Origin of the sequence: Salipiger abyssi (genome assembly GCF_017311415.1) — a bacterium.
GTDB classification, from domain to species: Bacteria; Pseudomonadota; Alphaproteobacteria; order Rhodobacterales; family Rhodobacteraceae; genus Salipiger; species Salipiger abyssi_A.
Genome location: NZ_JAEKIS010000009.1, coordinates 175844 through 195886 on the forward strand (window position 1 = coordinate 175844; position 20043 = coordinate 195886).

Below are 20043 nucleotides of genomic sequence, written 5' to 3' on the forward strand. Positions count from 1 at the left end.
TGTTCCACAGCTTTCACAGCGCTCCGCTTGCACGGGCTGTTGCAGCTTGAAACAATGAAATCCGCTAACGGCAAATTCTGTTACGATGCGATTTGCAAAACAGCTGAAAATGCGGGCTAAGTTTGCAAAGCCATCTTGCGCCGCAGCGCGGCATCGCGTTCACTCCCCGCCACGGTTCGGAACGGCCCAAAACGGAGGAAAATAATGTCCGAGTTCCAGAAGATTCTCATCGCCAACCGCGGTGAGATCGCCATTCGCATCATGCGGGCGGCCAACGAGATGGGAAAAAAGACGGTCGCCGTCTTTGCGGAGGAAGACAAGCTCGGGCTCCATCGTTTCAAAGCCGACGAGGCCTATCGCATCGGCGAAGGTCTCGGGCCGGTCGCGGCCTATCTGTCGATCCCCGAGATCATCCGCGTCGCCAAGGAATCCGGCGCGGATGCGATCCATCCGGGCTATGGGCTGCTCTCTGAAAACCCCGATTTCGTCGATGCCTGTGTGGAGGCGGGCATCACCTTTATCGGACCCAAGGCCGAAACCATGCGCGCGCTCGGCGACAAGGCCAGCGCCCGCAAGGTCGCCATCGAGGCCGGCGTTCCGGTCATCCCCGCCACCGAAGTGCTGGGCGACGATTTCAAGGCCATCGCCAAGGAGGCCGAAGAGATCGGCTATCCGCTGATGCTCAAGGCAAGCTGGGGCGGCGGCGGGCGCGGCATGCGCCCGATCGAAAGCCCCAAGGAGCTGAAGGAAAAGGTGCTGGAGGGCCGCCGCGAGGCCGAGGCCGCCTTTGGCAATGGCGAGGGGTATCTGGAAAAGATGATCACCCGCGCCCGCCATGTCGAGGTGCAGATCCTCGGCGACAAGCAGGGCAATATCTACCACCTCTATGAGCGCGACTGCTCGGTGCAGCGCCGCAACCAGAAAGTGGTCGAGCGCGCCCCTGCCCCCTATCTCTCCGAGGCGCAGCGCGAAGAGCTCTGCGAGCTGGGCCGCAAGATCTGCGCGCATGTGAACTACGAATGCGCCGGCACGGTCGAGTTCCTGATGGATATGGACTCGGGCAAGTTCTACTTCATCGAGGTCAACCCGCGCGTGCAGGTCGAGCATACGGTGACTGAAGAGGTCACCGGCATCGACATCGTGCAGGCGCAGATCATGATCGCCGAGGGCAAGAGCCTCGCCGAAGCCACCGGCAAGGCCAGCCAGTACGATATCAAGCTGACCGGCCACGCGCTGCAAACCCGGATCACCACCGAGGATCCGACCAACAATTTCATCCCCGATTACGGCCGCATCACCGCCTATCGCTCGGCCACCGGCATGGGCATCCGTCTCGACGGCGGCACCGCCTATGCGGGCGGGGTGATCACCCGCTATTACGATTCGCTGCTGGTGAAGGTGACCGCCAAGGCGCCGACGCCGGAAAAGGCGATCAAGCGGATGGACCGGGCGCTGCGGGAATTCCGCATCCGGGGGGTGAGCACGAATATCGACTTCGTGATCAACCTGCTGAAACACCCGGTTTTCCTGAACAACCAGTACACCACCAAGTTCATCGACACGACGCCCGAGCTCTTCGATTTCAAGAAGCGCCGCGACCGGGGCACCAAGGTGCTGACCTATCTCGCCGATATCACGGTGAACGGGCATCCGGAGGTGCAGGGCCGTCCCAAGCCGCATGCGGAGCTGAAGCCGGCCAAGCCGCCGGCGCCGCGCACCGAGACGCCGCCCGCCGGCACGCGCACGCTGCTGGAGGAGAAAGGCGCACAGGCGGTGGCCGACTGGATGGCCGCGCAGAAACAGCTGCTGATCACCGACACCACCATGCGCGACGGTCACCAGTCGCTGCTGGCCACCCGCATGCGCTCGCTCGACATGATCAAGGTGGCGCCGGCCTATGCGGCGAACCTCTCGGGGCTGTTCTCGGTGGAATGCTGGGGCGGCGCGACCTTCGACGTGGCCTACCGCTTCCTCCAGGAATGCCCCTGGCAGCGGCTGCGCGACATCCGTGCCAAGATGCCCAACGTCATGACGCAGATGCTGCTGCGCGCCTCGAACGGGGTGGGCTATACCAACTATCCCGACAATGTGGTGCAGAGCTTTGTGGCGCAGGCGGCGGCCTCGGGTGTCGACGTGTTCCGCGTCTTCGACAGCTTGAACTGGGTCGAGAACATGCGCGTCGCCATGGATGCGGTGATCGAAAGCGGCAAGGTCTGCGAGGGCACGATCTGCTATACCGGCGATATCCTCGACCCGGCCCGCGCCAAATACGACCTGAAATACTATGTCGCGATGGGCAAGGAGCTGAAGGCCGCCGGCGCGCATGTGCTGGGGCTGAAGGACATGGCCGGGCTGCTGAAACCCTCCGCCGCCGGCGCGCTGATCTCGGCGCTGAAGGAAGAGGTCGGCCTGCCGATCCATTTCCACACCCATGACACCAGTGGTGCGGCTATCGCCACCATCATGGAGGCGTCGAAAGCGGGCGTCGACGCGGTGGATGCGGCGATGGATGCGCTTTCCGGCAACACCTCGCAGCCGACGCTGGGCTCCATCGTCGAGGCGCTGCGTCACACCGACCGCGACACCGGGCTCGACATGGAGGTGATCCGCGAGACCTCGAACTACTGGGAAGCGGTGCGCGGCCAGTACGCCGCTTTCGAGAGCGGCATGCAGTCGCCCGCCTCCGAGGTCTATCTGCACGAGATGCCGGGCGGCCAGTTCACCAACCTCAAGGCGCAGGCGCGTTCGCTGGGGCTGGAAGAGCGCTGGCACGAGGTCGCCAAGACCTATGCCGACGTGAACATGATGTTCGGCGATATCGTCAAGGTGACCCCCTCCTCCAAGGTGGTGGGCGACATGGCGCTGATGATGGTCAGCCAGGGCCTGACCCGCGCGCAGGTCGAGGATCCGAAGACCGAGGTGAGTTTCCCCGATTCGGTCATCGACATGATGCGCGGCAATCTCGGCCAGCCGCCGGGCGGCTTTCCCAAGGGGATCGTCAAGAAGGTTCTGAAGAGCGAAAAGCCCAACACCGACCGCCCCGGCGCGCATCTGGCGCCGGCCGATTTCGACGCGCTGCGCAAGGAGCTTGAGGCGAAATTCGAGGATGTCGAATTCGACGACGAGGATTTCAACGGCTACCTGATGTATCCCAAGGTCTTCACCGATTACGTCGCCCGGCACGAGGATTACGGCCCCGTACGGGTGCTGCCGACGCTGAGCTATTTCTACGGCATGCAGCCCGGCGAGGAGATCACCGCCGAGATAGACCCGGGCAAGACGCTGGAGATCCGGCTGATCGCGGTGGGCGAGACACAGGACGATGGCGAAGTGCGGGTGTTCTTTGAACTCAACGGCCAGCCGCGCACCATCCGCGTGGCCGACCGCAAGGCCAAGGCGTCCTCGGCGGCGCGACCCAAGGCAGAGACCGGAAACACCAACCATATCGGCGCGCCGATGCCGGGCGTGGTGGCCAGCGTCGCGGTGTCTGCCGGGCAGAAGGTCAAGGAAGGCGATCTGCTGCTGACCATCGAGGCAATGAAGATGGAAACCGGCCTGCATGCCGAGCGCGACGCGACGGTGAAAGCCGTGCATGTGCAGCCGGGCGGCCAGATCGACGCCAAGGACCTTCTGATCGAGCTGGAGTGATCCGGCCTCGCCGCGCGGGGGCCCTGCCCCCGGCGCGCCTTCGCCCGGATCGGCAAAACGCCTCGCATCGCCCCATCAAGACAAAAGGCGCTTTCGGATCCCGAAAGCGCCTTTTGTGTCCGTGCCGAAGCGGGCTGACGACCTCTCCCGATGATCGCGGAGCGCCACTCTTCGGCCAGGGTCTCTCTCAGGCAATCACGCCAGAATGCGCTGCATCGCCGACAGAAACGCCGCCACCTCGGCCTCGGTGTTGTAGTGGCAGAGCGAGACGCGCACGCAATCGGCCTGCCCCAGTGGAACGAGGATATTGCCCGAATAGTGATCGGCCTTGCGGGTATGCACCCGGATGCCCTGATCGGCCAGCGCCGCCACCAGATCCGGCGAGGCCTGCCCGTCGGCATAAAAGCTCACCAGCCCCTCGCGCGCCGGGTTGTCCACGCCGCCGACAACGGTAACGCCCGCCATCTCCGCAAGCCCCGGCAGGTTGCCGGTGCCGTGCAGCATGGCCTGGGTCAGCGCTGCCTCGTGATCGTGGATCGCCCGGCCCGCCGCCTCGATCCGCGCACGCGGCTCGGCGGCATCGCTCACCTGCGAGCCCAGCCATTCGAAATACTCCACCACATCGGAGAAGGTGGCATAGGCGCCGGTGTCGCGGGTGCCGAGCTCCCAGTTGCCCTCCGGCGCGCCGATCAGCGCGTCGTGGCGCAGCCCGCTCAGCCGGCCGGAGGCCCAGGCCAGACCGTAGCCATGGCGCGAGAACACCTTGTAGGGCGAGATCACATAGCCGTCGATGTCGTAGGACGCGATGTCGATGCCGCCGTGACAGGCGTGCTGGATGCCGTCCACCACGATCAGCGCCTCGGGCGCCTTCGCGCGGATCGCCGCGACGATGCCGGGCACATCCATGCTCATGCCGGTCACCGGCGAGGTGTGCAGGATCGTCGCCACGCGCACATCCCCGGTCGCCGCCGCCGCATAGGCCTCCGGCGTGACCGTGCCGGTGGCGTCGTCATGCGGCACCAGCACATGGCGCTTGCCCGACACCTCCGCCCAGCGGGCGCAGGCGCTGCGCGAGGCGGGATGCTCCACCGTCGAGCCCAGCACCACGCCATCCGGCGTGCCGAGGCAGGCATCGGCAATCAGCCGGAACAGCAGCTCCGTGCCGCTCTCACCGACAAACACCTTGCCCGCATCGGCGCCCAGAAACAGCGCCGCATCCTCGCGCGCCTTGGCGATGATCTCTCCCAGCGCCGCCGAGGCCGGGTTGTCGCGGCCCTGATTGTCGGGGATCGCGGCGAAGCGTGCCGAGGTCTCGACCACGGAATTCAGCGTCAGCGCGCCGCCGGCATTCTCGAAGAAAACCCGCGGCCCGGTGAAGGGGCAGGTTTCGACATGGGCAAAGCGGGCGCGGATCTCGGTCAGCAGCTCGGGGGTGATCGCGGTCAATGTTTCGTATCCTCTTGCCGGGCCTTCTCGGCGGCCTCGATGGCCTCTTCGACATCCTCGGGATCGGTCGAGGGGATGGCGTAGCTGCCCGACATCCATTTCGCCAGGTCGATATCGGCGCAGCGCTTCGAGCAGAAGGGGCGGAGTTTCGCATCGGTCGCGCGACCGCAGATCGGGCAGCTCATTTCAACACCTCCCGCAGCGGCACGCGCTCGCGCTTGCGCTGCAACTCCATCAGCCCGAGCTGCGTCCAGCCGGCGAGGACGGTATCCGTATCGTCCTGCTTGAGCGCGGCGCGCAGCACCTGCTCCATCTGGCGGCGCTCCTTCTTCGGCGCCGGCGCCGGATCGACCAGCACCTGACCGCCCAGGCCCCGCAGCCGCAGCTGGCGCGGCAGTTCGCGCAGCGCCGCCATATTGGCCTTGAGCCCCGCCGCGGGCGAAGTGTCGCCGCCGGTATTGATGTCGACCGCGACCAGCGCGCGGGTCGGCTCGATGCACATGGAGCCGCCGCCCGCGAGCGGCACCAGCGGGCTGCGCAGCGCCTCGATCAGATCATGCACATTGTGGCGCTCGAAGCTGCCGGGCTCGGCATCGACCTCTTCCGCCTGCCATTCCCGCCAGGCCAGCGCCTGCGGCCCGTCGCCCTCGACCAGCGTCTCGGCCTCGCCCGTGGTGTCGGCCAGAACCGTTGCCGCGAGCTGCACCATGGCGTCGATATCCTCGGCGATGTCCTGGGCGTCGGCACCGGCGCAGGAGGAGCGCAGGATCAGCCCGTGATCTCCCTCCATCACGTCATGGGCGATGGCCAGCAGCTCGTCGCGCAGATCGTCGTCCTTGATCTGGCGCGAGACGTTGATGCCCGGCGCGCCGGGGGTGACGATGGCATAGCGCGATTTGAAGAGCAGCCGCGTGGTGACCGGAATCGCCTTGCCCGGCTCGGCATAGCCGGTGACCTGCACCAGCAGTGCATCGCCCGGCGCCAGCCCCTTGACCTGCCGCAGAAAGGCATTGCCGTCAGGGGTTTGCAGGAACATCCCGCCCTGCCCCTTCATCGGGCGCAGCGCAGTGGCGCGATAGATCGTGCCCGGTCGCGGGTGGTCGCTGTCGATCAGCAGATCGTGTAGCTGACCATCGACGATCAGCGCCGCGGCCTCGGTGCCGTCCAGCGCCTCGAGTGCAATCGTGCGTCCCTTCATGACACCGCCTTATAGAGAGGATAGCCCGCCGCCGAAAGCAGCCCGGCGGTTTCGGCAAGCGGCAGCCCGACCACGGCGGTGAAGCTGCCGTTGATCCATGGAATGAACGCTCCCGCCGGCCCCTGAATGCCGTAGCCGCCGGCCTTGCCGCGCCAGTCGCCGCTTTGCAGATAGGCGTTGAGCTCTTCGTTGGAGAGGCTCTTCATCTTTACCTGGGTGACGACATCGCGTTCCCAGATCCTGTCCCCGCGCTTCACCGCCACCGCGGTGATCACCCGGTGACGGCGCCCGGACAGCGCCGTGAGAAATCCCGCCGCCTCCTTCTCATCCGCCGGCTTGCCGAGGATTCGCCGCCCAAGCGCGACGGTGGTGTCGGCGGAGAGCACGATCTCGTCCGGCCCGCAGGGAATCGCCTCGGCCTTCTCGCGCGCAAGACGCACGCAATAGGGGCGCGGCAACTCGCCCTTGCGGGGATCCTCGTCGATATCGGGGGGGCGGATGTCGGCGGGTGTGACGCCAAGCTGCGCAAGCAGCTCGCGGCGGCGCGGGCTGCCGGAGCCGAGAACGAGTTTCATGCGCGGGCCCGTGCGGTTGCGCTCCGCAAAGCGGAAACTTCCGGTGAATTCAGGCCCATGCAGGACTTACTTAAAGCGATAGTTGATCCGACCCTTGGTCAGATCGTAGGGGGTCATTTCGACCTGAACGCGGTCGCCAGCCAGAACCCGGATGCGGTTTTTCCGCATCTTGCCTGCCGTATGCGCGATGATCTCATGGCCGTTCTCGAGCTCGACCCGGAATGTCGCGTTGGGCAGGAGTTCCTTCACGACGCCGGGGAATTCGAGAATGTCTTCCTTGGCCATGGTGTCTCCTGTTTGTGCCGTTCCACCAAACGTTGCGGAACGCCCAACGATATGCGCCCAAATCACGGGATTTTCAAGGGCACATCTGCCCTGCAAATCAGGAAAGGCTCCGCAAGATGGCGGGGCGGTCACGCCCGGCCTGCTCGTCCCAGTGGGTGCGGTTGAGCACGACACCATCCTTGCGGACCCGCGCCACCGCGTCAAGATCAAGCTCCGCATAGGTCCAGCCCGGGCGGTTCATCGCCCCTTCCGCCAGCACGCCGGTGGCGGGAAAGCCGGTATCGGGCGGGCCGAAGATGCCGCCCATGCCGCAATTCGTGTCCACCGCCTCGGACCAGTCGCAATCGCCCACGGTCGAGGCCATCACCGTCACGCACTGCTGTTCGAGCGCGCGGGCCATGGCGCCGATGCGCACGCGATTGTAGCCATGCGCCGCCTCGGTGCAGGAGGGCACAAGGAGCAGATCGGCCTCGGAAAGCGCCCGCGCCAGAAGGGGGTATTCGCTGTCATAGCAGATCAGGATGCCGATCTTGCCGAGCGCGGTGTCGAAGAGCGTCAGCGGCCCGCCGCCCACGACGCCCCAGTCCTCGCGCTCGAAGCGGGTCATGATCTGCTTGTCCTGATGCCCCATGGCCCCCGAGGGCGCAAAGAGCCGGGCGCGGTTGACCGGGCGCGGGCCGATTTCCGCATCGAAAACCGGGGCGGAGGCGGCGAGGATATGCACGCCGTGTTTCCGCGCCAGCTCTACATGCAGCGCGTCGGCGTCGGGGATGCGCTCGGAGACCGCATGAAGCGAGGCTTCGAGATCCTGCGCCGTGGCGCGGCCGGCCAGCGTCGCCAGTTCCATCGCGCCGTATTCGGGGAAGACCAGAAGATCCGCGCCCTGCCCCGCGGCCTCGCCCACCCAGTCGGTGAGCTTTGTCGCGTAAGCCTCCCAGCAGTCGAGGAAATCCATCTTGTAGGCGGCGGCGGCGAGTTTCATGGCGTCGTCCTTGTTGCAAGCGGCGGTCGGGGCGCTGCCCCGGACCCCGGGATATTTATGGCCAATGGAAAACCGAAATCAGAGAGATTTGATCCAGAACTGCAAGGAATGGTCGGTCTGCTCGCGATTGCCGAGGTCTTTCCATCGAAAATGTGCAAGTGCGCCGTCGAGTTTCTCATAGCCGCGCTTGCGCCAGAACGGATCGAGCGGAGCATAATCCGCCGGGCGCGCCGGGTGATCCGCAGGGCGCAGCACGCCGCAGAAGGCGGCAAAGCGGCGCCCCAGCGCGCGGGCATGGGCTTCGCGCAGATCGAAGAACCTGTGCCCGATCCCCCGCCCCCGGTATTCCGGCAGCAGCACGGATTCGGCGCAGTAGAAGATCCCGGCCAGATCGTAGCCGCTGCCGGCGAAGGCGGCGGCGAAATCTTCGGCGTGATCCTCCATCGGCGTGCCGGTGGCGGCACCCACCAGCCTGTCGCCGTCGAAGGCGCCAACCAGCACCGCACCGGGGCTGTCGCGATAGGTCTGGAGATAGCCGCGCTCGTATTCGAGATCCCCGTCATAGAGATAGGGAAAGTCGCGGAACACCGCGATGCGCAGCCGCGCCACATCGTCGAGCGCGGCATCGAGCGCCGCGCCGGTCAGCACCTCGACCCGCATCAGCCGACCTGCCGGATCCAGTCCGCGAGGCTGTAATAGGTGACCACACGGGTGATCTTGCCGTCCTGGAGGCTGAAGAACGAGCCCGCCGGCAGCCGGTAGCTCTGGCCACGCGCATCGGGCAGCCCGGCATCGGTGTTGAGATAGCTGCCGTTGACGATGTATTCGGCGGCGGCGCGGGTGCCGTCCTCAGCCTCGAAAATCACCATATCGGTGAGGGTTTCGTCATAGCAGTGGGACATGTGGGCGCAGAACTCGGCGAATTTGGTCTTGCCGCTGCGGATCTGCCCCTCGTTGACGTGATGCGCCACGTCGGTGGCGAGGCAGGCAAGCATCGCCTCGGTGTCATTGGCGTTGAACGCATCGAAATAGCGCTTGATCGTGTCGGTGGCGCTCATCTCTCTCCCCATCGGCTTTTGATCCTGTCCAAAATCTGGTCGCGGGTCTGGCGATAGGCGTTGAGTTTCATCTCGCGCGTCTCGCCCAGCCCGGTCGGGTCCATGATCGGCCAGTACTCCACCGTCAAGTGGTAAAACCGCGTGAGATCCAGCGCCGCGCGCTGCGAGGCCGGCGACATGGCGACGATCAGGTCGAACCCCGAGAGTGCCTCGCCCATCTCCTCGAGCTCTTCGAAGCTGCGGGCGCGATGCTTTTCGAGCTCGACGCCGATCTCCCGGCAGACCGAGATCGCGAAGCCGTCGACATCGAGATCGTTCACCACGCCCACCGACTGCACATAGGTATCGAAGCCGTAAAGCTTTTTCATGATGCCCTCCGCCATGGGAGAGCGCACTGCGTTGTGATCGCAGCAGAACAGCACAGACTGCGGCAAATCCGCCAAGCTCAGCCCCCGAAATGCAGCACGCAGATGAGGGTGAAGAGGCGGCGGGCGGTGTCGTCATCGACCTCGGCCTTGCCCTCCAGCCGCTCTTGCAGGATGCGCGCGCCCTCGTTGTGGATGCCGCGGCGGGCCATGTCGATGGTCTCGATCTGGCTGGGCGCGGCGGTCTTCACCGCGTCGAAATAGCTTTTGCAGATCTGGAAATAATCCTTCACCACCTGCCGGAAGGGCGACAGCGAGAGGTGGAATTCGGCGCAGGGCTCGCCGGCCTCGGTGGAGACGTCGAAGACCAGCCGCTTTTCGCGGATCGCCAGGCCCAGCTTGTACGGTCCCTCGGGCACCGCGCGACCGTCGCGCGCCGGCAGGGCAAAGCTGTTCTCTTCCATGAGGTCGAACATGGCGACACGGCGCTCCTGCTCGATTTCCGGCGTCGGCGGCGGCAGATTGGCGTCGTCCAGATCAATCTTGGAGATATGGCTCATGGCGGGATCCTTCAGCGGGCCTGACAGGAGTAGCGCGTGCATGCGGTTGTCGCAATGCCTCCGCGCGCTGTAGGAAAATGTACCCGCATAGCGAGAAATCTGCTACTCTGGCACCATTGTACGAAGAGATTTCGGAGGCCCCCATTGCAGCGCCGCGCCATTGTCATCGTGCCGGGTTTCGGCCGGTTGGAACATCACCAGGCCCGCGATCAGCTCGTCCTCTCCCTGCGCTACTACGGGGAAGGTTGGGACGTGCGCGAGATCGAGGATGCCGACACAGTACCGGAAGGCGCGGTATCGCTGAGTGCGACCGCTCGCAACGGTGGCGAGAGCAGGATCATCGACGTTTTCGAAGCGCATTGGGGCGATCTGGTGCCGGACTGGAGTCAGGAATCGCCCTGGAAACGCTTCAAACGCGGCTTTGTGCTGATATGGTACTGGCTCTTTGGCGGATTTTTTGCAGCCTCCAAACAGGGTCTCAACACACCGCGCACCACCGTCGCCATGGGCGTCGCGGCGCTGCTTCTGTTGCTGTGGTGGATGGCGGTTGCGGTCTTTCTGCTGCAAGCGGTATCGGAAGGCGGCGTGGATCTGCCTGCCTGGGTGAGCGCACTCGCCGAAGCGGAAGACTCTTCCGCGCCACCGGACACTCCGACCGATGCATTGGCCCCGTCCATGCCGCAGCATACTCCGCGTGCGGAGGGCGCGCCCGCAAACATGTCCGAGCAAGCCGACGCCGATGCGGCCACGCGCACGGCTCAGGACGGATGGTCGCTTGCCAAGGTTCTGGACGCGCTCCCGGGCATTCTGGGCTCTGTCGCGGTTGGCGCCCTGCTTTGGCTCTGGAACTTCGGCGTGCTGGAGCAGTTCGCGAATACCGCCGCATCGGTAAAAGCTTATCTGCGCGACGAGGTTTTCGGCGAAAACGGTATCGGCATTCGTGCCAAGAGCCGGATACGCGTGCGTGCCGTGCTCGACCAGCTGACTCTTGGCGAGGGCCCGGGCGAATATTCCGAGATCTATGTGGTGGGCCATTCGGTGGGCGGCGCCATTGCATTGGATGCGCTGGCAGAATGCGGCGACAAACTGAGCGGAGTGGTGCTGTTCACATGGGGCTCGGCGCTCGGCCTGCTGACACAGCAGGAACAGCTCGTCGAGCGCGAGATCTACAAGCTTTACACCGCCGAACCCCGTATCCGAAACTGGATCGACGTGGTGATCAGACGCGACTTCATGGCCTCCAAGGTGCCCGTTCCGCGTGAGTTCTCAGCGTTCGGCGGCGAGCCCGGCGCGCAGGTGGAACCGATCTTTCCGGATCCGGTCGAGCCAAAGATCCCCTACGGGCTATCGAACCCAGCCAAGCTGCACGAAGCCTATTATCGTTGCGAAGAGGCGGCGGTTCTGCTTTTGGAAACGGTGGAAAATCTGCCCAAGCGCGCGCCCGGAGCATGACGCCAACGCAAGCTACTCGTTGAGCTTGCGCAGCCGCGCGGTGACGCTCAGCCCGTGCGCCTGAAGGCTTTCCGAGCTGGCCAGCACCTCGGCGGCGGGGCCGATGGCGCGCAGCGCCTGCGGCGACATCTGCGCCAGCGTGGTGCGCTTGAGGAAATCCAGCACCGAGAGCCCCGAGGAGAAGCGTGCCGAGCGCGCCGTGGGCAGCACATGGTTGGGCCCGCCGACATAGTCGCCGATGGCCTCGGGCGTCCATTGCCCGAGGAAGATCGCCCCCGCGTGGTGGATCTGTTTCGACAGCGCCAGCGGATCGGCGACGCAGAGCTCCAGGTGCTCGGGCGCCACCCGGTCGGAGAGGGTCGCCGCCTCGTCGAGATCGCGCGCGACGATCACCGCGCCGAAATCGCGCCAGCTGGCGCTGGCGATGGCACTGCGCTCCAGCACCTCGAGCTGGCGCTCGACCTCCGCCGCCACCGCCTGACCAAAAGCGGCATCGTCGGTGATCAGGATCGACTGGGCGCTCTCGTCATGCTCGGCCTGGCTCATCAGGTCGAGCGCGATGAATTCGGGATCGTTGTCATTGTCCGCAATCACCAGGATTTCGGACGGGCCGGCGATCATGTCGATACCGACCTTGCCGAAGACCCGCCGCTTGGCCGCCGCCACAAAGGCGTTGCCCGGCCCGGTGATCTTGTCCACCGGCGCCACGCTTTCCGTGCCATAGGCCAGCGCCGCGATCGCCTGCGCGCCGCCGATACGATAGATCTCGTCCACCCCTGCGATTTTTGCCGCCAGCAGCACCAGCGGGTTCACCACGCCGTCGGGCGTGGGCACGCAGATACAGAGCCGCTCGACCCCCGCCACCTTGGCGGGAATCGCGTTCATCAGCACCGAGGACGGGTAGCTCGCCAGCCCGCCGGGCACATAGAGCCCCGCCGCCGAGACCGGTGTCCAGCGCCAGCCCAGCGTGGCGCCGTCGGGATCGGTCCAGAGCGCGTTCTCGGGCATCTGGCGGACATGATAGGCGCGGATGCGCTCGGCGGCCTTTTCCAGTGCCGCGCGCTCGGTATCGGGCACTTCGGCGCAATGCGCGTCGATCTCCTCGGGCGTGAAGGCCAGCGCGCCGGGCGCCAGCTCCAGCCGGTCGAACTTCGCCGTCAGCTCGATCAGCGCCGCGTCGCCGCGGGCGCGCACATCGGCGATGATCCCCGCGACGGTGTCGTCCACGTCCGGGCTGTCCTCGCGCTTGGCGCTCAACAGCCGGGCGAACTCGATCTCGAAATCCGATTCGGTGGTGTCGAGAAAGACGGGCATGACGGATCCTTTCGCAAGCTCCTGCCGCTCATAGAACGCCGGCCACGCCATCTCAAGCCTGCCGCCGCCCTTTCATCTTTCCCTCAAATACTCAGATCGCGCCGCCGGCCGTCAGTCGCCGTGATCGGGCATCCTGCCCGACACCGCCCGGTAGGGCCGCGTCACGTCGCGCAGCCGCAGCTCCAGCGCCTCGACCCGGGCGCGCAGCGCGCCGTCGCCGGCAAGCGTGAAGACCACGAAGCCGCTGCCCTCCTCGCCCGGCTCGAAATCGACCGAGAGCAGCGACAGCACCGTGTCGCGCTCCTCGCGCGCCACGCCCTGGCTCGACACGCCCAGCACGTTCTCGACCGAGACCAGCGCCCGCACCCGTTCGGGCGGCTGCACATGCTGACCGTCCTCGCGGCGCAGCCGGTTGACCAGCAGCGTCAGCCGCTGGTGGCGTTTCTGGAAAGCGACATCGCCCACGGTCAGCACCGCGTCCTGCAACAGCGCCGAAAGCACTTGCAGATCCTCCGGGTCCATCGCGCCCAGATTCAGCGGCGCGCCGCCTGCGTCTTCAAACCGTGCGTCCGTCAATCGCCCTTCACCCGTTCGATTTTCGCCCCCACCGCGCTCAACTTGCGCACCACATGCTCGTAGCCGCGGTCGAGATGGTAAACCCGGTTCACCATGGTTTCGCCCTCCGCCGCAAGCCCGGCGAGGATCAGCGACACGCTGGCGCGCAGATCGGTGGCCATCACCGGCGCGCCTTTGAGCTTTTCCACGCCGGTCACGGTGGCGGTGCCGCCATGCACGTCGATCCGGGCGCCCATACGCATCAGTTCCGGCGCATGCATAAAGCGATTCTCGAAGATCTTCTCCTCCAGCACACTGGTGCCCTCGGCGGTGCAGAGCAGCGCCATCATCTGCGCCTGAAGATCGGTGGGAAAGCCCGGGAAGGGCTCGGTCACCACATCGACCGCGCGCACCGCGCCGTTCCTGCGCGACACCTTGAGCCCGTCCGGTGTCTCCTCGACCGAGATCCCGGCGGCGTCGAGCTTTTCGCAAAAGCTCTCGACCAGCGCGATGGTGCCGCCGAGGCATTCCACCTCGCCGCCGCAGATCGCCGGCGCCAGCATATAGGTGCCCAGCTCGATGCGGTCGGTGACCACACGGTGGGTTGCCCCGCCCAGCCGGTCGACGCCCTGGATCTCGATGGTATCCGTGCCCTCGCCCGAGATCTGCGCGCCCATCTTGCGCAGGCATTGCGCCAGATCGACGATTTCCGGCTCGCGCGCGGCGTTTTTCAGCACCGTGGTGCCCTTGGCCAGCGTCGCCGCCATCAGCGCATTTTCGGTGGCGCCGACCGAGACCAGCGGAAACTCCACCACCCCGCCGCGCAGGCCACCCGAGGGCGCCTTGGCGTGCACATAGCCCTCTTTCAGCTCGAGCTCGGCGCCCATCGCCTCCAGCGCGCGCAGATGCAGATCGACGGGCCGCGCGCCGATGGCGCAGCCGCCGGGCAGCGACACCTCGGCATAGCCGTGCCGCGCCAGCAGCGGGCCCAGCACGAGGATCGAGGCGCGCATCTTGCGCACGATATCGTATTCGGCGCGGGTGCCGGTCAGGTCGTGGCTCGACATCGCCAGCACCTGATTGTCCTGAAGCCCCTGCACCTCGGCGCCCAGCGATTGCAGCAGCGTCGTCATCGTGCGGATGTCGCTGAGGCGCGGCGCATTGGTCAGCGTCAGCGGCTCGTCGGAGAGCAGCGTCGCCGGCATGAGGGTCAGGCAGGCGTTCTTGGCCCCTGCGATGGGAATCTGGCCGGAAAGCGGGCCGTTCCCGGTGACGAGGATGGAATCCATTTCCTAAGGGTCCTTTTCACTGCTCTGTTCGGACGCGGGCTTTGCCGCACCGCGTGCCTTTGCCTGTTGCTTGCGCCGGGCGAGATTCGCCTTCAGCGCCGCCTTCAGCCGCGTATCGCGGTCTTGCGGCTTGGGTTTCTGGCTGCCTGTCTTGCGCTCCATGCGCCTTCTTTAAAGCAGGGGTGAAAAACCGTCCAGATTGCGCTTGCACCGGAATCGATTTGCGTCTAATCACCCGCCACGCTGACAAGGCGCCCCGGCGCTGCTGTAGCTCAGAGGTAGAGCACTCCCTTGGTAAGGGAGAGGTCGAGAGTTCAATTCTCTCCAGCAGCACCATTTCACTTTTTTGACCGCTGACGTTCTCTAAGTATTTGAAAGGGAACGATAATTTCGGAGTTCGATACACCCCATTTGGGCAGTATCGTAGAGGCTCCGAAAACACCAAACGTGTCACGCACATGCGTATAGCGTGGCTGCTATTTTCGTATATATCCCAAGGGCTTGACAGGAACTTGAGCGTTAGTTCGATACAATCCTCCAGCCGTCCCTTCGGTGGAATGATCTTGTCCTGACGTTCCGCAAGCATGAACTTCTGCCGTTCCAGCTCTTCGATCCGGCTTTCATAGGTCTTTACGACCCTTGGGTTTGAAGCATCGAGAACGCGGTCGAGCATCTTTTCGATCTGCTGTTCTACGTCCTTGAGTTGCTTACCCAGCGCCTCCTTGGCCTTGGTCGCCTCGGCGAGGCGCATATCCCAAGCATCGCGCAGCATGGCCTTGGCAACTTCAAAGAGCCCCGGCGTTGGCTGTAGCGATTTGAGGATCGCAGCAAAGCTGTCTTCCATCTTGGCGCGCGGCACAGACTTGCTCTTGGCCTCGCAGCCGCGCGTCATGCAAAAATAATATGGATAGTGCTTCCGGCAGCCTTTCGACCAAGCAGCCGTCATTGGTTTGCCGCAGCAATCGCAATGGACGAAGCCCCGAAGCGGGAAGTCCTCGTTATAGTCCTTGCGCGCCGCAGGGCGACGCTTCTTACCCTCTATCGTGTCTAGAATTCTCTGATGGGTTTCGAAGCTGATCAGGCCTTCATGCTTGCCCTTGCGTAGGCTCACACCCCACTTAGGCGCTTCGACGTATCCGGCATAGACCACCTTCGAAAGCAACCGCTTCACAGTCATCGGACGCAACGTGCCGTCCTTCTTGTCTTTCGGGAAATACGGATCACGCTCCAGGAAGCGCTGCACTTCGGCTTGAGACACAAACCGCCCACTCGCATAGCCTTCAAGTGCTTCGCGCACCACGGATGCCAACGGTTCATCAGGCACAAGTATCTTGCCGCCACCACCTTTGGCGGCAACGTATTTATACCCGACAGGGGCTCTAAAGACCCAAAATCCGTTCTCCACGCGGGCCTTCATCTTTTGCACAACCTGACGACGGTTTTGCTCGCGCTCCAACTGACCTTGTGCGGCCATGATGGTCTCGATGAATACGCCTTCGGGCGTATCGTCGAGTTTGAAGTTCAGGCACTCGACCAACGCCCCGCGTTTCGCAAATTCTCGGCGGAGCTTGATATGAAACTCAGTGTCGCGGGCAAAGCGCTTAAGGTCATCAAAAATGACGACATAGGGCTTGCCAGCCTGTGCATCGAGATAGGCCAACATAGCCCGCATACCTGGGCGGTTCATGAAATCTCCGCCGCCAGAGACATCGTCAGGAAAGACGGCCTCAACTTGGTACCCCTTCTCATCTGCGTAAGAGCGGCACCGCTGTTCTTGGCTTTCCAGCCCGCCGCCATCAATGCGCTGCTTTGCTGATGAAACCCTACAGTAAATCAATGCTTTGGCGCTTGTATCTTGAATGGGTTTTTCCTTTGCCATCGGAATCCTACCTTTCTCGCGCCGCCCTAAGAGCGCGGCGCGTCTTGATCGTCTATCGTATGTGAACTTGCCTTAGAGTTTAGCGCATCGGGACCGTTCCTGTCTTGTTCTTCTGGCACTTTTGCGTCTTTTCCACAGACTTCCTGTACGGGATGCACGCCATACCCAAGCTCAACAAAGGCGATGATAATGCTCCACAGCGCCTCTAATGCCTCACGCTTCTGATCTTCGGTCAGGCCAGGCTCATCGAGCATGTGCTGATAACGCTCGACATCAATGCTTAGCGTCTTCTTGCCATCTTTGCCCGCTGCCGCTTCGAAATGCTGCTGCAAGCTCTTGTGATCATTCCCATCCATCACGTTACCCCTCCTTCGTCATACGAGATCGTCGTCTCCGAGGCCCATTGGCCCGCTGAGTTGGCGTGTGATCGTGGATTTTTTGGTTTACTGCATTCCGGTTGGTACGCGCGGTCCTCGCGCCCCGGATTATGGGTCGAATGTCGGGCAATGATCCTGTGCAGACCGCTACGGGCCTGCGTATTGCCCTGACCCTCAACTTTAATTTTATCATGGCTCTGATATTTCATGCAAATTCACCTTTCATGTTCTGGGCCGCGATAGTCGCGGGCTGTATCGAAATCGCGCTGCGCTTCTTCAGGGCGCTGACGGAAGTTTTCGCGTAGGCTTTTGATCCGCGCGCGGTGCTCTTCGCGCTGAGCCTCCAGCGCAGATTGCCTGACCAAGTGATCGGGCGGATGCATCGCCGGAGCCGGAGTTTCGGGATGTAACGAGGCCTGCCAGTCGATGCTCTCGCGCGTCTGGATGCCCCGTTCGACAAGCGCTTTCGGATCGGGGCGGCCTTCACGCAGGACAGAACTCTCGCCCTTCGCCTGCTGCATGAATGCTTCGCGGATGCTCTTAGGGCTCGCCAATGAATCCTATCGCCCCCTTTAGCGAGAAAGGGCAGCGTAGCCGCAGCAAAGCGCCGAAAAGGCGAAGCCAAGAGCTATCCAGGGTTCTCCGTTGGTGAACACCGGATAGATGCAGGCCAAAGCGATGCAGCACGCAACTCCATAAAGAAGCCTTTCACCGGAGCTCATGTTGCCGCGCGATTTTGTAGGTTTCCGCAAAATAACGATGTATTTCAGCATTACTCTTCTCCTTCTCACTTGAGTTTGGGGCGGTAGCCTTCAATGAAGCTCCACTCGCCGCTGGCGTATTGAGGGAAGTCCTTGAAGCGCTCTGGCACCGCCTCGCGAATGACGCGCCGCCGCCGAAAACCCAGTCGCGTGCGCACGCGCACCGATCCCATGTCACGGTCAAAAAACGGGTTCGGGAAATAGCGCCCCGCATAGTCGCGGCGCTCGAAATACCTGCTCTTGGGGAGCAGAAATGGACGCACATCATAGCCAGAACCCAGCACGAGCATTTGATCGCGCGGCATCGTCAAAATTTCGTCGGGGGTGAGCAGCGCTCTGGCTTGCTTCCGGACATGGCGCATCTCATATTCCAGCCCGCGCAATGCGATACCGGTCTTCATCGGGTCCGCCCCGCTGAACAGCATGTCATGAACGGCCTCACGCTTGGCTCTCGCTGCACGCTCGCGTGTCAGCGGATCAGCCAGATGCAAGGTCTGGTTGCCAAGCTTGCGGCTCAAATGCTGGGCGGTTTCCAAATCAGAAATTCCGCCGCCTAGGTAGAGCTCCAGCTCGGCATTGGCCGTGAGCGTCGCTGCACCGTTGACACCAAGGTTTTCGCGAATTTGCCCAAGGTCTTGGTAGACGCAGAGCGGCGAGAGCCCAAAGCCGCGCCCGATGGCGTACCATTCTTCGATCTCCTTGAACTTACCCAGCCGCGCCGCTTCATCACAAACCAAGTTGACGGTGGGCGCGTGCGGTTTACGCTGCTTGAGCGTGCGCAGCGTCGAAAAGAATTGCCGGATGATCGCGGCGTTCTGAGCAATCAACTCGTCTGGCATCAACAGGAAGACGTAGACGGGGCGGTCGCTTTGCTCGGTCAGGACACCAAGCGAGAAGTCAGCCTGCGCCGCGCCGGTAAAGGTGTTTTGTAACGCCGGATCAGCCATCACTGCGACGGCATTGGTGAGCTCGCTCATGACAGATTGATACGTGCGTGGGGAGTTTTCCCGCATCTCGCGCATCTCGCCGAAAGTGATCCGCAAATCCGGCTCTCCGAGCGCAGCAATGCTATCCGCCATCTCGTCCCACGCCTCCGGCGCGGCCTGAATCATGCCGATGGTCTCGGCGATGCTGAGCGGTGAGACATGCCCATCGGCGTGGACGAGCCCGCGAATGATCTTCGACAGCCAGTTTTGCCCTGTCTGTTCAAAGAAGCGGGAATCGCCACCGCCGCTTTGAACGATCCAGTTGCGCGCTGCTCGGCGGCAATCGGCCACCAAACTGGGTGAGCTCGCACTAAAGTGGCTGAACAGATCAACCCGGTGATTGGGTAGACCATGAAGATTGTAGGGATTCACGTAGAATACGTGCGCGCCCTGATGGATGAGCCCAGGCCCGAGCACCGCAGCCTCTTCGCCTTTAGGCGATAGCCAGGCGAAACGCGCCGGTTCGTGCATGCGGCCTTGTGCCCGCATGCTGTGAGAGAGAACGCTCACGAACTTTTCCGAGCCCGCGCCGCCGATCACCAGTGCGCCAGCACTCTTGGAATGATCGAGCCTACGCCCCCGATGATAACCAAAGGGCACACCGCCGAGCCTTCGAAATGCACGTCGGATTTCAATATCGCTCGCAAAGCGTGCTGAGCCGAAGGGATGTTCATGAAAACGCGACATATGACACGAGATTTCCTTGCTGGAATTGATAAAAAACTGGCGAGCCCCTTCGAGCTCGCCAGAATAGGTTCAGCTAAATATCCCGGCGATGATTGCGCTGAGCACGAACAGGCAGACGATTCCCATCATCAGTTCTTTGACGAACTCGACAAACTTGTCCCAATTGGTCTTCTCGACCTGGGTGCGCCAAACTTCACCAACCTTTTCTTCAGTAATACGCGGCATCTTTTTTCACCTCCTTTCCATTTTCTGAGGGGTTCCATTTAGAGTGAAAGCGCGAGCCGATAGCCGAGCGCCGTGATGATCGCAGCGAGCGCGAACCGGGTGGCGACGCGGGTGATGGCGAAGATCGAGATGTGGAGGAAAACCCGGTAGGCGAGCTCAAACGCTTCGAGCATGTCGTAGCCGTAGTTGCTCACGGCTATGTGCCGAAAGGTCTCCTGCGTTAACTCGAACAGCGGATTGGCCCACAGGAAGGCTGCGCCCAGACCCGCTATAACCGCGACAAAGTCATTCGGGTCAGAGCTACCGCTCTTAGGATTTTCGTGATATAAACTCATCGGTGAGATCCTCTTCAGCCTCTGAATGGTGGCTCACTACCGCCAACACAGAACAGAAAAGCATTA

22 protein-coding genes, 1 tRNA gene and 1 pseudogene are annotated in these 20043 nt (G+C 63.3%); 3 read left to right on the top strand and 21 right to left on the bottom strand.

What is annotated here, in order from left to right; translation table 11 throughout:
• Positions 1 to 204 precede the first annotated feature (204 nt).
• Positions 205 to 3648 carry a pyruvate carboxylase gene (gene pyc, locus I6N89_RS14385; RefSeq protein ID WP_207019128.1) on the top strand — a complete coding sequence of 1148 codons (3444 nt, stop codon included), beginning with the start codon at positions 205 to 207 and terminating at the stop codon, positions 3646 to 3648.
• Between the two features lie 195 nt (positions 3649 to 3843).
• Here the strand turns inward: pyc and I6N89_RS14390 are convergent, their stop codons facing one another.
• From I6N89_RS14390 to I6N89_RS14435, 10 genes are all read right to left on the bottom strand, one after another.
• Complete coding sequence (locus I6N89_RS14390; RefSeq protein ID WP_207019163.1) at positions 3844 to 5094, bottom strand: aminotransferase class V-fold PLP-dependent enzyme; 1251 nt, start codon at positions 5092 to 5094, stop codon at positions 3844 to 3846.
• Positions 5091 to 5279, bottom strand: a complete 189-nt coding sequence (locus tag I6N89_RS14395) for a DNA gyrase inhibitor YacG (RefSeq protein ID WP_207019129.1) — start codon at positions 5277 to 5279, stop codon at positions 5091 to 5093. The genes I6N89_RS14390 and I6N89_RS14395 overlap by 4 nt, the downstream gene beginning before the upstream one ends.
• The gene (locus tag I6N89_RS14400; RefSeq protein ID WP_207019130.1) at positions 5276 to 6292 is read right to left on the bottom strand and encodes a ribonuclease E/G; all 1017 of its coding nucleotides are present in this window, start codon (positions 6290 to 6292) and stop codon (positions 5276 to 5278) included. The genes I6N89_RS14395 and I6N89_RS14400 overlap by 4 nt, the downstream gene beginning before the upstream one ends.
• On the bottom strand, positions 6289 to 6867 hold the full coding sequence (locus I6N89_RS14405; RefSeq protein ID WP_207019131.1) for a Maf family protein: 579 nt from the start codon (positions 6865 to 6867) through the stop codon (positions 6289 to 6291). The genes I6N89_RS14400 and I6N89_RS14405 overlap by 4 nt, the downstream gene beginning before the upstream one ends.
• A gap of 66 nt (positions 6868 to 6933) precedes the next feature.
• Entirely contained in the window at positions 6934 to 7152 is a 219-nt protein-coding gene (gene infA, locus I6N89_RS14410) for a translation initiation factor IF-1 (RefSeq protein ID WP_007792573.1), read from the bottom strand.
• A gap of 97 nt (positions 7153 to 7249) precedes the next feature.
• Positions 7250 to 8134 carry a carbon-nitrogen hydrolase family protein gene (locus I6N89_RS14415; RefSeq protein WP_207019132.1) on the bottom strand — a complete coding sequence of 295 codons (885 nt, stop codon included), beginning with the start codon at positions 8132 to 8134 and terminating at the stop codon, positions 7250 to 7252.
• A 78-nt stretch (positions 8135 to 8212) separates the two neighbouring features.
• The gene (locus I6N89_RS14420; RefSeq protein WP_207019133.1) at positions 8213 to 8794 is read right to left on the bottom strand and encodes a GNAT family N-acetyltransferase; all 582 of its coding nucleotides are present in this window, start codon (positions 8792 to 8794) and stop codon (positions 8213 to 8215) included.
• A complete protein-coding gene (locus I6N89_RS14425) occupies positions 8794 to 9192 on the bottom strand; it encodes a ketosteroid isomerase-related protein (protein ID WP_236016637.1) in 399 nt (132 codons plus the stop codon). The genes I6N89_RS14420 and I6N89_RS14425 overlap by 1 nt, the downstream gene beginning before the upstream one ends.
• Complete coding sequence (locus I6N89_RS14430) at positions 9189 to 9635, bottom strand: low molecular weight phosphatase family protein (protein WP_207019135.1); 447 nt, start codon at positions 9633 to 9635, stop codon at positions 9189 to 9191. The genes I6N89_RS14425 and I6N89_RS14430 overlap by 4 nt, the downstream gene beginning before the upstream one ends.
• Positions 9636 to 9637: 2 nt before the next feature.
• Positions 9638 to 10117, bottom strand: coding sequence for a UPF0262 family protein (locus tag I6N89_RS14435; protein ID WP_207019136.1), 480 nt, complete (start codon positions 10115 to 10117; stop codon positions 9638 to 9640).
• A 144-nt stretch (positions 10118 to 10261) separates the two neighbouring features.
• Between I6N89_RS14435 and I6N89_RS14440 the strand changes: the two genes are divergently transcribed.
• Complete coding sequence (locus I6N89_RS14440; protein ID WP_207019137.1) at positions 10262 to 11569, top strand: alpha/beta hydrolase; 1308 nt, start codon at positions 10262 to 10264, stop codon at positions 11567 to 11569.
• A gap of 12 nt (positions 11570 to 11581) precedes the next feature.
• On the opposite strand, the gene hisD is transcribed toward I6N89_RS14440, so the two are convergent.
• The 4 genes from hisD to I6N89_RS14460 all read right to left on the bottom strand — a co-directional run bounded on the left by hisD (position 11582) and on the right by I6N89_RS14460 (position 14889).
• The gene (gene hisD / locus I6N89_RS14445; protein WP_207019138.1) at positions 11582 to 12883 is read right to left on the bottom strand and encodes a histidinol dehydrogenase; all 1302 of its coding nucleotides are present in this window, start codon (positions 12881 to 12883) and stop codon (positions 11582 to 11584) included.
• Between the two features lie 111 nt (positions 12884 to 12994).
• Positions 12995 to 13459, bottom strand: coding sequence for a DUF2948 family protein (locus tag I6N89_RS14450; protein WP_207019139.1), 465 nt, complete (start codon positions 13457 to 13459; stop codon positions 12995 to 12997).
• Positions 13456 to 14727, bottom strand: coding sequence for a UDP-N-acetylglucosamine 1-carboxyvinyltransferase (gene murA / locus I6N89_RS14455; protein ID WP_207019140.1), 1272 nt, complete (start codon positions 14725 to 14727; stop codon positions 13456 to 13458). The genes I6N89_RS14450 and murA overlap by 4 nt, the downstream gene beginning before the upstream one ends.
• A 3-nt stretch (positions 14728 to 14730) precedes the next feature.
• Positions 14731 to 14889 (bottom strand): hypothetical protein, encoded by a 159-nt coding sequence (locus tag I6N89_RS14460; RefSeq protein ID WP_207019141.1) that lies wholly within the window; start codon positions 14887 to 14889, stop codon positions 14731 to 14733.
• Positions 14890 to 14988: 99 nt separating this feature from the next.
• Between I6N89_RS14460 and I6N89_RS14465 the strand changes: the two genes are divergently transcribed.
• Positions 14989 to 15063 (top strand) — tRNA-Thr (locus I6N89_RS14465).
• Between the two features lie 550 nt (positions 15064 to 15613).
• On the opposite strand, the pseudogene I6N89_RS14470 reads toward I6N89_RS14465, so the two are convergent.
• From I6N89_RS14470 to I6N89_RS14500, 7 genes and pseudogenes are all read right to left on the bottom strand, one after another.
• Positions 15614 to 16606: pseudogene (locus tag I6N89_RS14470) on the bottom strand (recombinase family protein); the annotation flags it as partial.
• Between the two features lie 26 nt (positions 16607 to 16632).
• Entirely contained in the window at positions 16633 to 16962 is a 330-nt protein-coding gene (locus I6N89_RS14475) for a hypothetical protein (RefSeq protein WP_207019142.1), read from the bottom strand.
• 236 nt (positions 16963 to 17198) lie between these two features.
• Entirely contained in the window at positions 17199 to 17504 is a 306-nt protein-coding gene (locus tag I6N89_RS14480; protein ID WP_207019143.1) for a hypothetical protein, read from the bottom strand.
• 51 nt (positions 17505 to 17555) lie between these two features.
• Complete coding sequence (locus I6N89_RS14485; RefSeq protein WP_207019144.1) at positions 17556 to 17756, bottom strand: hypothetical protein; 201 nt, start codon at positions 17754 to 17756, stop codon at positions 17556 to 17558.
• 14 nt (positions 17757 to 17770) lie between these two features.
• Positions 17771 to 19417 carry a type IV secretory system conjugative DNA transfer family protein gene (locus I6N89_RS14490; protein WP_207019145.1) on the bottom strand — a complete coding sequence of 549 codons (1647 nt, stop codon included), beginning with the start codon at positions 19415 to 19417 and terminating at the stop codon, positions 17771 to 17773.
• 69 nt (positions 19418 to 19486) lie between these two features.
• Positions 19487 to 19642 carry a hypothetical protein gene (locus I6N89_RS14495; protein ID WP_207019146.1) on the bottom strand — a complete coding sequence of 52 codons (156 nt, stop codon included), beginning with the start codon at positions 19640 to 19642 and terminating at the stop codon, positions 19487 to 19489.
• 38 nt (positions 19643 to 19680) lie between these two features.
• Complete coding sequence (locus I6N89_RS14500) at positions 19681 to 19977, bottom strand: hypothetical protein (RefSeq protein WP_207019147.1); 297 nt, start codon at positions 19975 to 19977, stop codon at positions 19681 to 19683.
• Positions 19978 to 20043: the final 66 nt, after the last annotated feature.

What these genes read in the sequence shown, in the direction of transcription:
- I6N89_RS14500 (WP_207019147.1), bottom strand. Translation starts at nt 19,977, where the DNA reads ATGAGTTTATATCACGAAAATCCTAAGAGCGGTAGCTCTGACCCGAAT.
- I6N89_RS14415 (WP_207019132.1), bottom strand. Translation starts at nt 8,134, where the DNA reads ATGAAACTCGCCGCCGCCGCCTACAAGATGGATTTCCTCGACTGCTGG.
- I6N89_RS14460 (WP_207019141.1), bottom strand. Translation starts at nt 14,889, where the DNA reads ATGGAGCGCAAGACAGGCAGCCAGAAACCCAAGCCGCAAGACCGCGAT.
- murA (WP_207019140.1), bottom strand. Translation starts at nt 14,727, where the DNA reads ATGGATTCCATCCTCGTCACCGGGAACGGCCCGCTTTCCGGCCAGATT.
- I6N89_RS14395 (WP_207019129.1), bottom strand. Translation starts at nt 5,279, where the DNA reads ATGAGCTGCCCGATCTGCGGTCGCGCGACCGATGCGAAACTCCGCCCC.
- infA (WP_007792573.1), bottom strand. Translation starts at nt 7,152, where the DNA reads ATGGCCAAGGAAGACATTCTCGAATTCCCCGGCGTCGTGAAGGAACTC.
- I6N89_RS14485 (WP_207019144.1), bottom strand. Translation starts at nt 17,756, where the DNA reads ATGCTGAAATACATCGTTATTTTGCGGAAACCTACAAAATCGCGCGGC.
- I6N89_RS14490 (WP_207019145.1), bottom strand. Translation starts at nt 19,417, where the DNA reads ATGTCGCGTTTTCATGAACATCCCTTCGGCTCAGCACGCTTTGCGAGC.
- I6N89_RS14480 (WP_207019143.1), bottom strand. Translation starts at nt 17,504, where the DNA reads ATGCAGCAGGCGAAGGGCGAGAGTTCTGTCCTGCGTGAAGGCCGCCCC.
- I6N89_RS14435 (WP_207019136.1), bottom strand. Translation starts at nt 10,117, where the DNA reads ATGAGCCATATCTCCAAGATTGATCTGGACGACGCCAATCTGCCGCCG.
- pyc (WP_207019128.1), top strand. Translation starts at nt 205, where the DNA reads ATGTCCGAGTTCCAGAAGATTCTCATCGCCAACCGCGGTGAGATCGCC.
- I6N89_RS14495 (WP_207019146.1), bottom strand. Translation starts at nt 19,642, where the DNA reads ATGCCGCGTATTACTGAAGAAAAGGTTGGTGAAGTTTGGCGCACCCAG.
- I6N89_RS14420 (WP_207019133.1), bottom strand. Translation starts at nt 8,794, where the DNA reads ATGCGGGTCGAGGTGCTGACCGGCGCGGCGCTCGATGCCGCGCTCGAC.
- I6N89_RS14425 (WP_236016637.1), bottom strand. Translation starts at nt 9,192, where the DNA reads ATGAGCGCCACCGACACGATCAAGCGCTATTTCGATGCGTTCAACGCC.
- hisD (WP_207019138.1), bottom strand. Translation starts at nt 12,883, where the DNA reads ATGCCCGTCTTTCTCGACACCACCGAATCGGATTTCGAGATCGAGTTC.
- I6N89_RS14400 (WP_207019130.1), bottom strand. Translation starts at nt 6,292, where the DNA reads ATGAAGGGACGCACGATTGCACTCGAGGCGCTGGACGGCACCGAGGCC.
- I6N89_RS14475 (WP_207019142.1), bottom strand. Translation starts at nt 16,962, where the DNA reads ATGGATGGGAATGATCACAAGAGCTTGCAGCAGCATTTCGAAGCGGCA.
- I6N89_RS14405 (WP_207019131.1), bottom strand. Translation starts at nt 6,867, where the DNA reads ATGAAACTCGTTCTCGGCTCCGGCAGCCCGCGCCGCCGCGAGCTGCTT.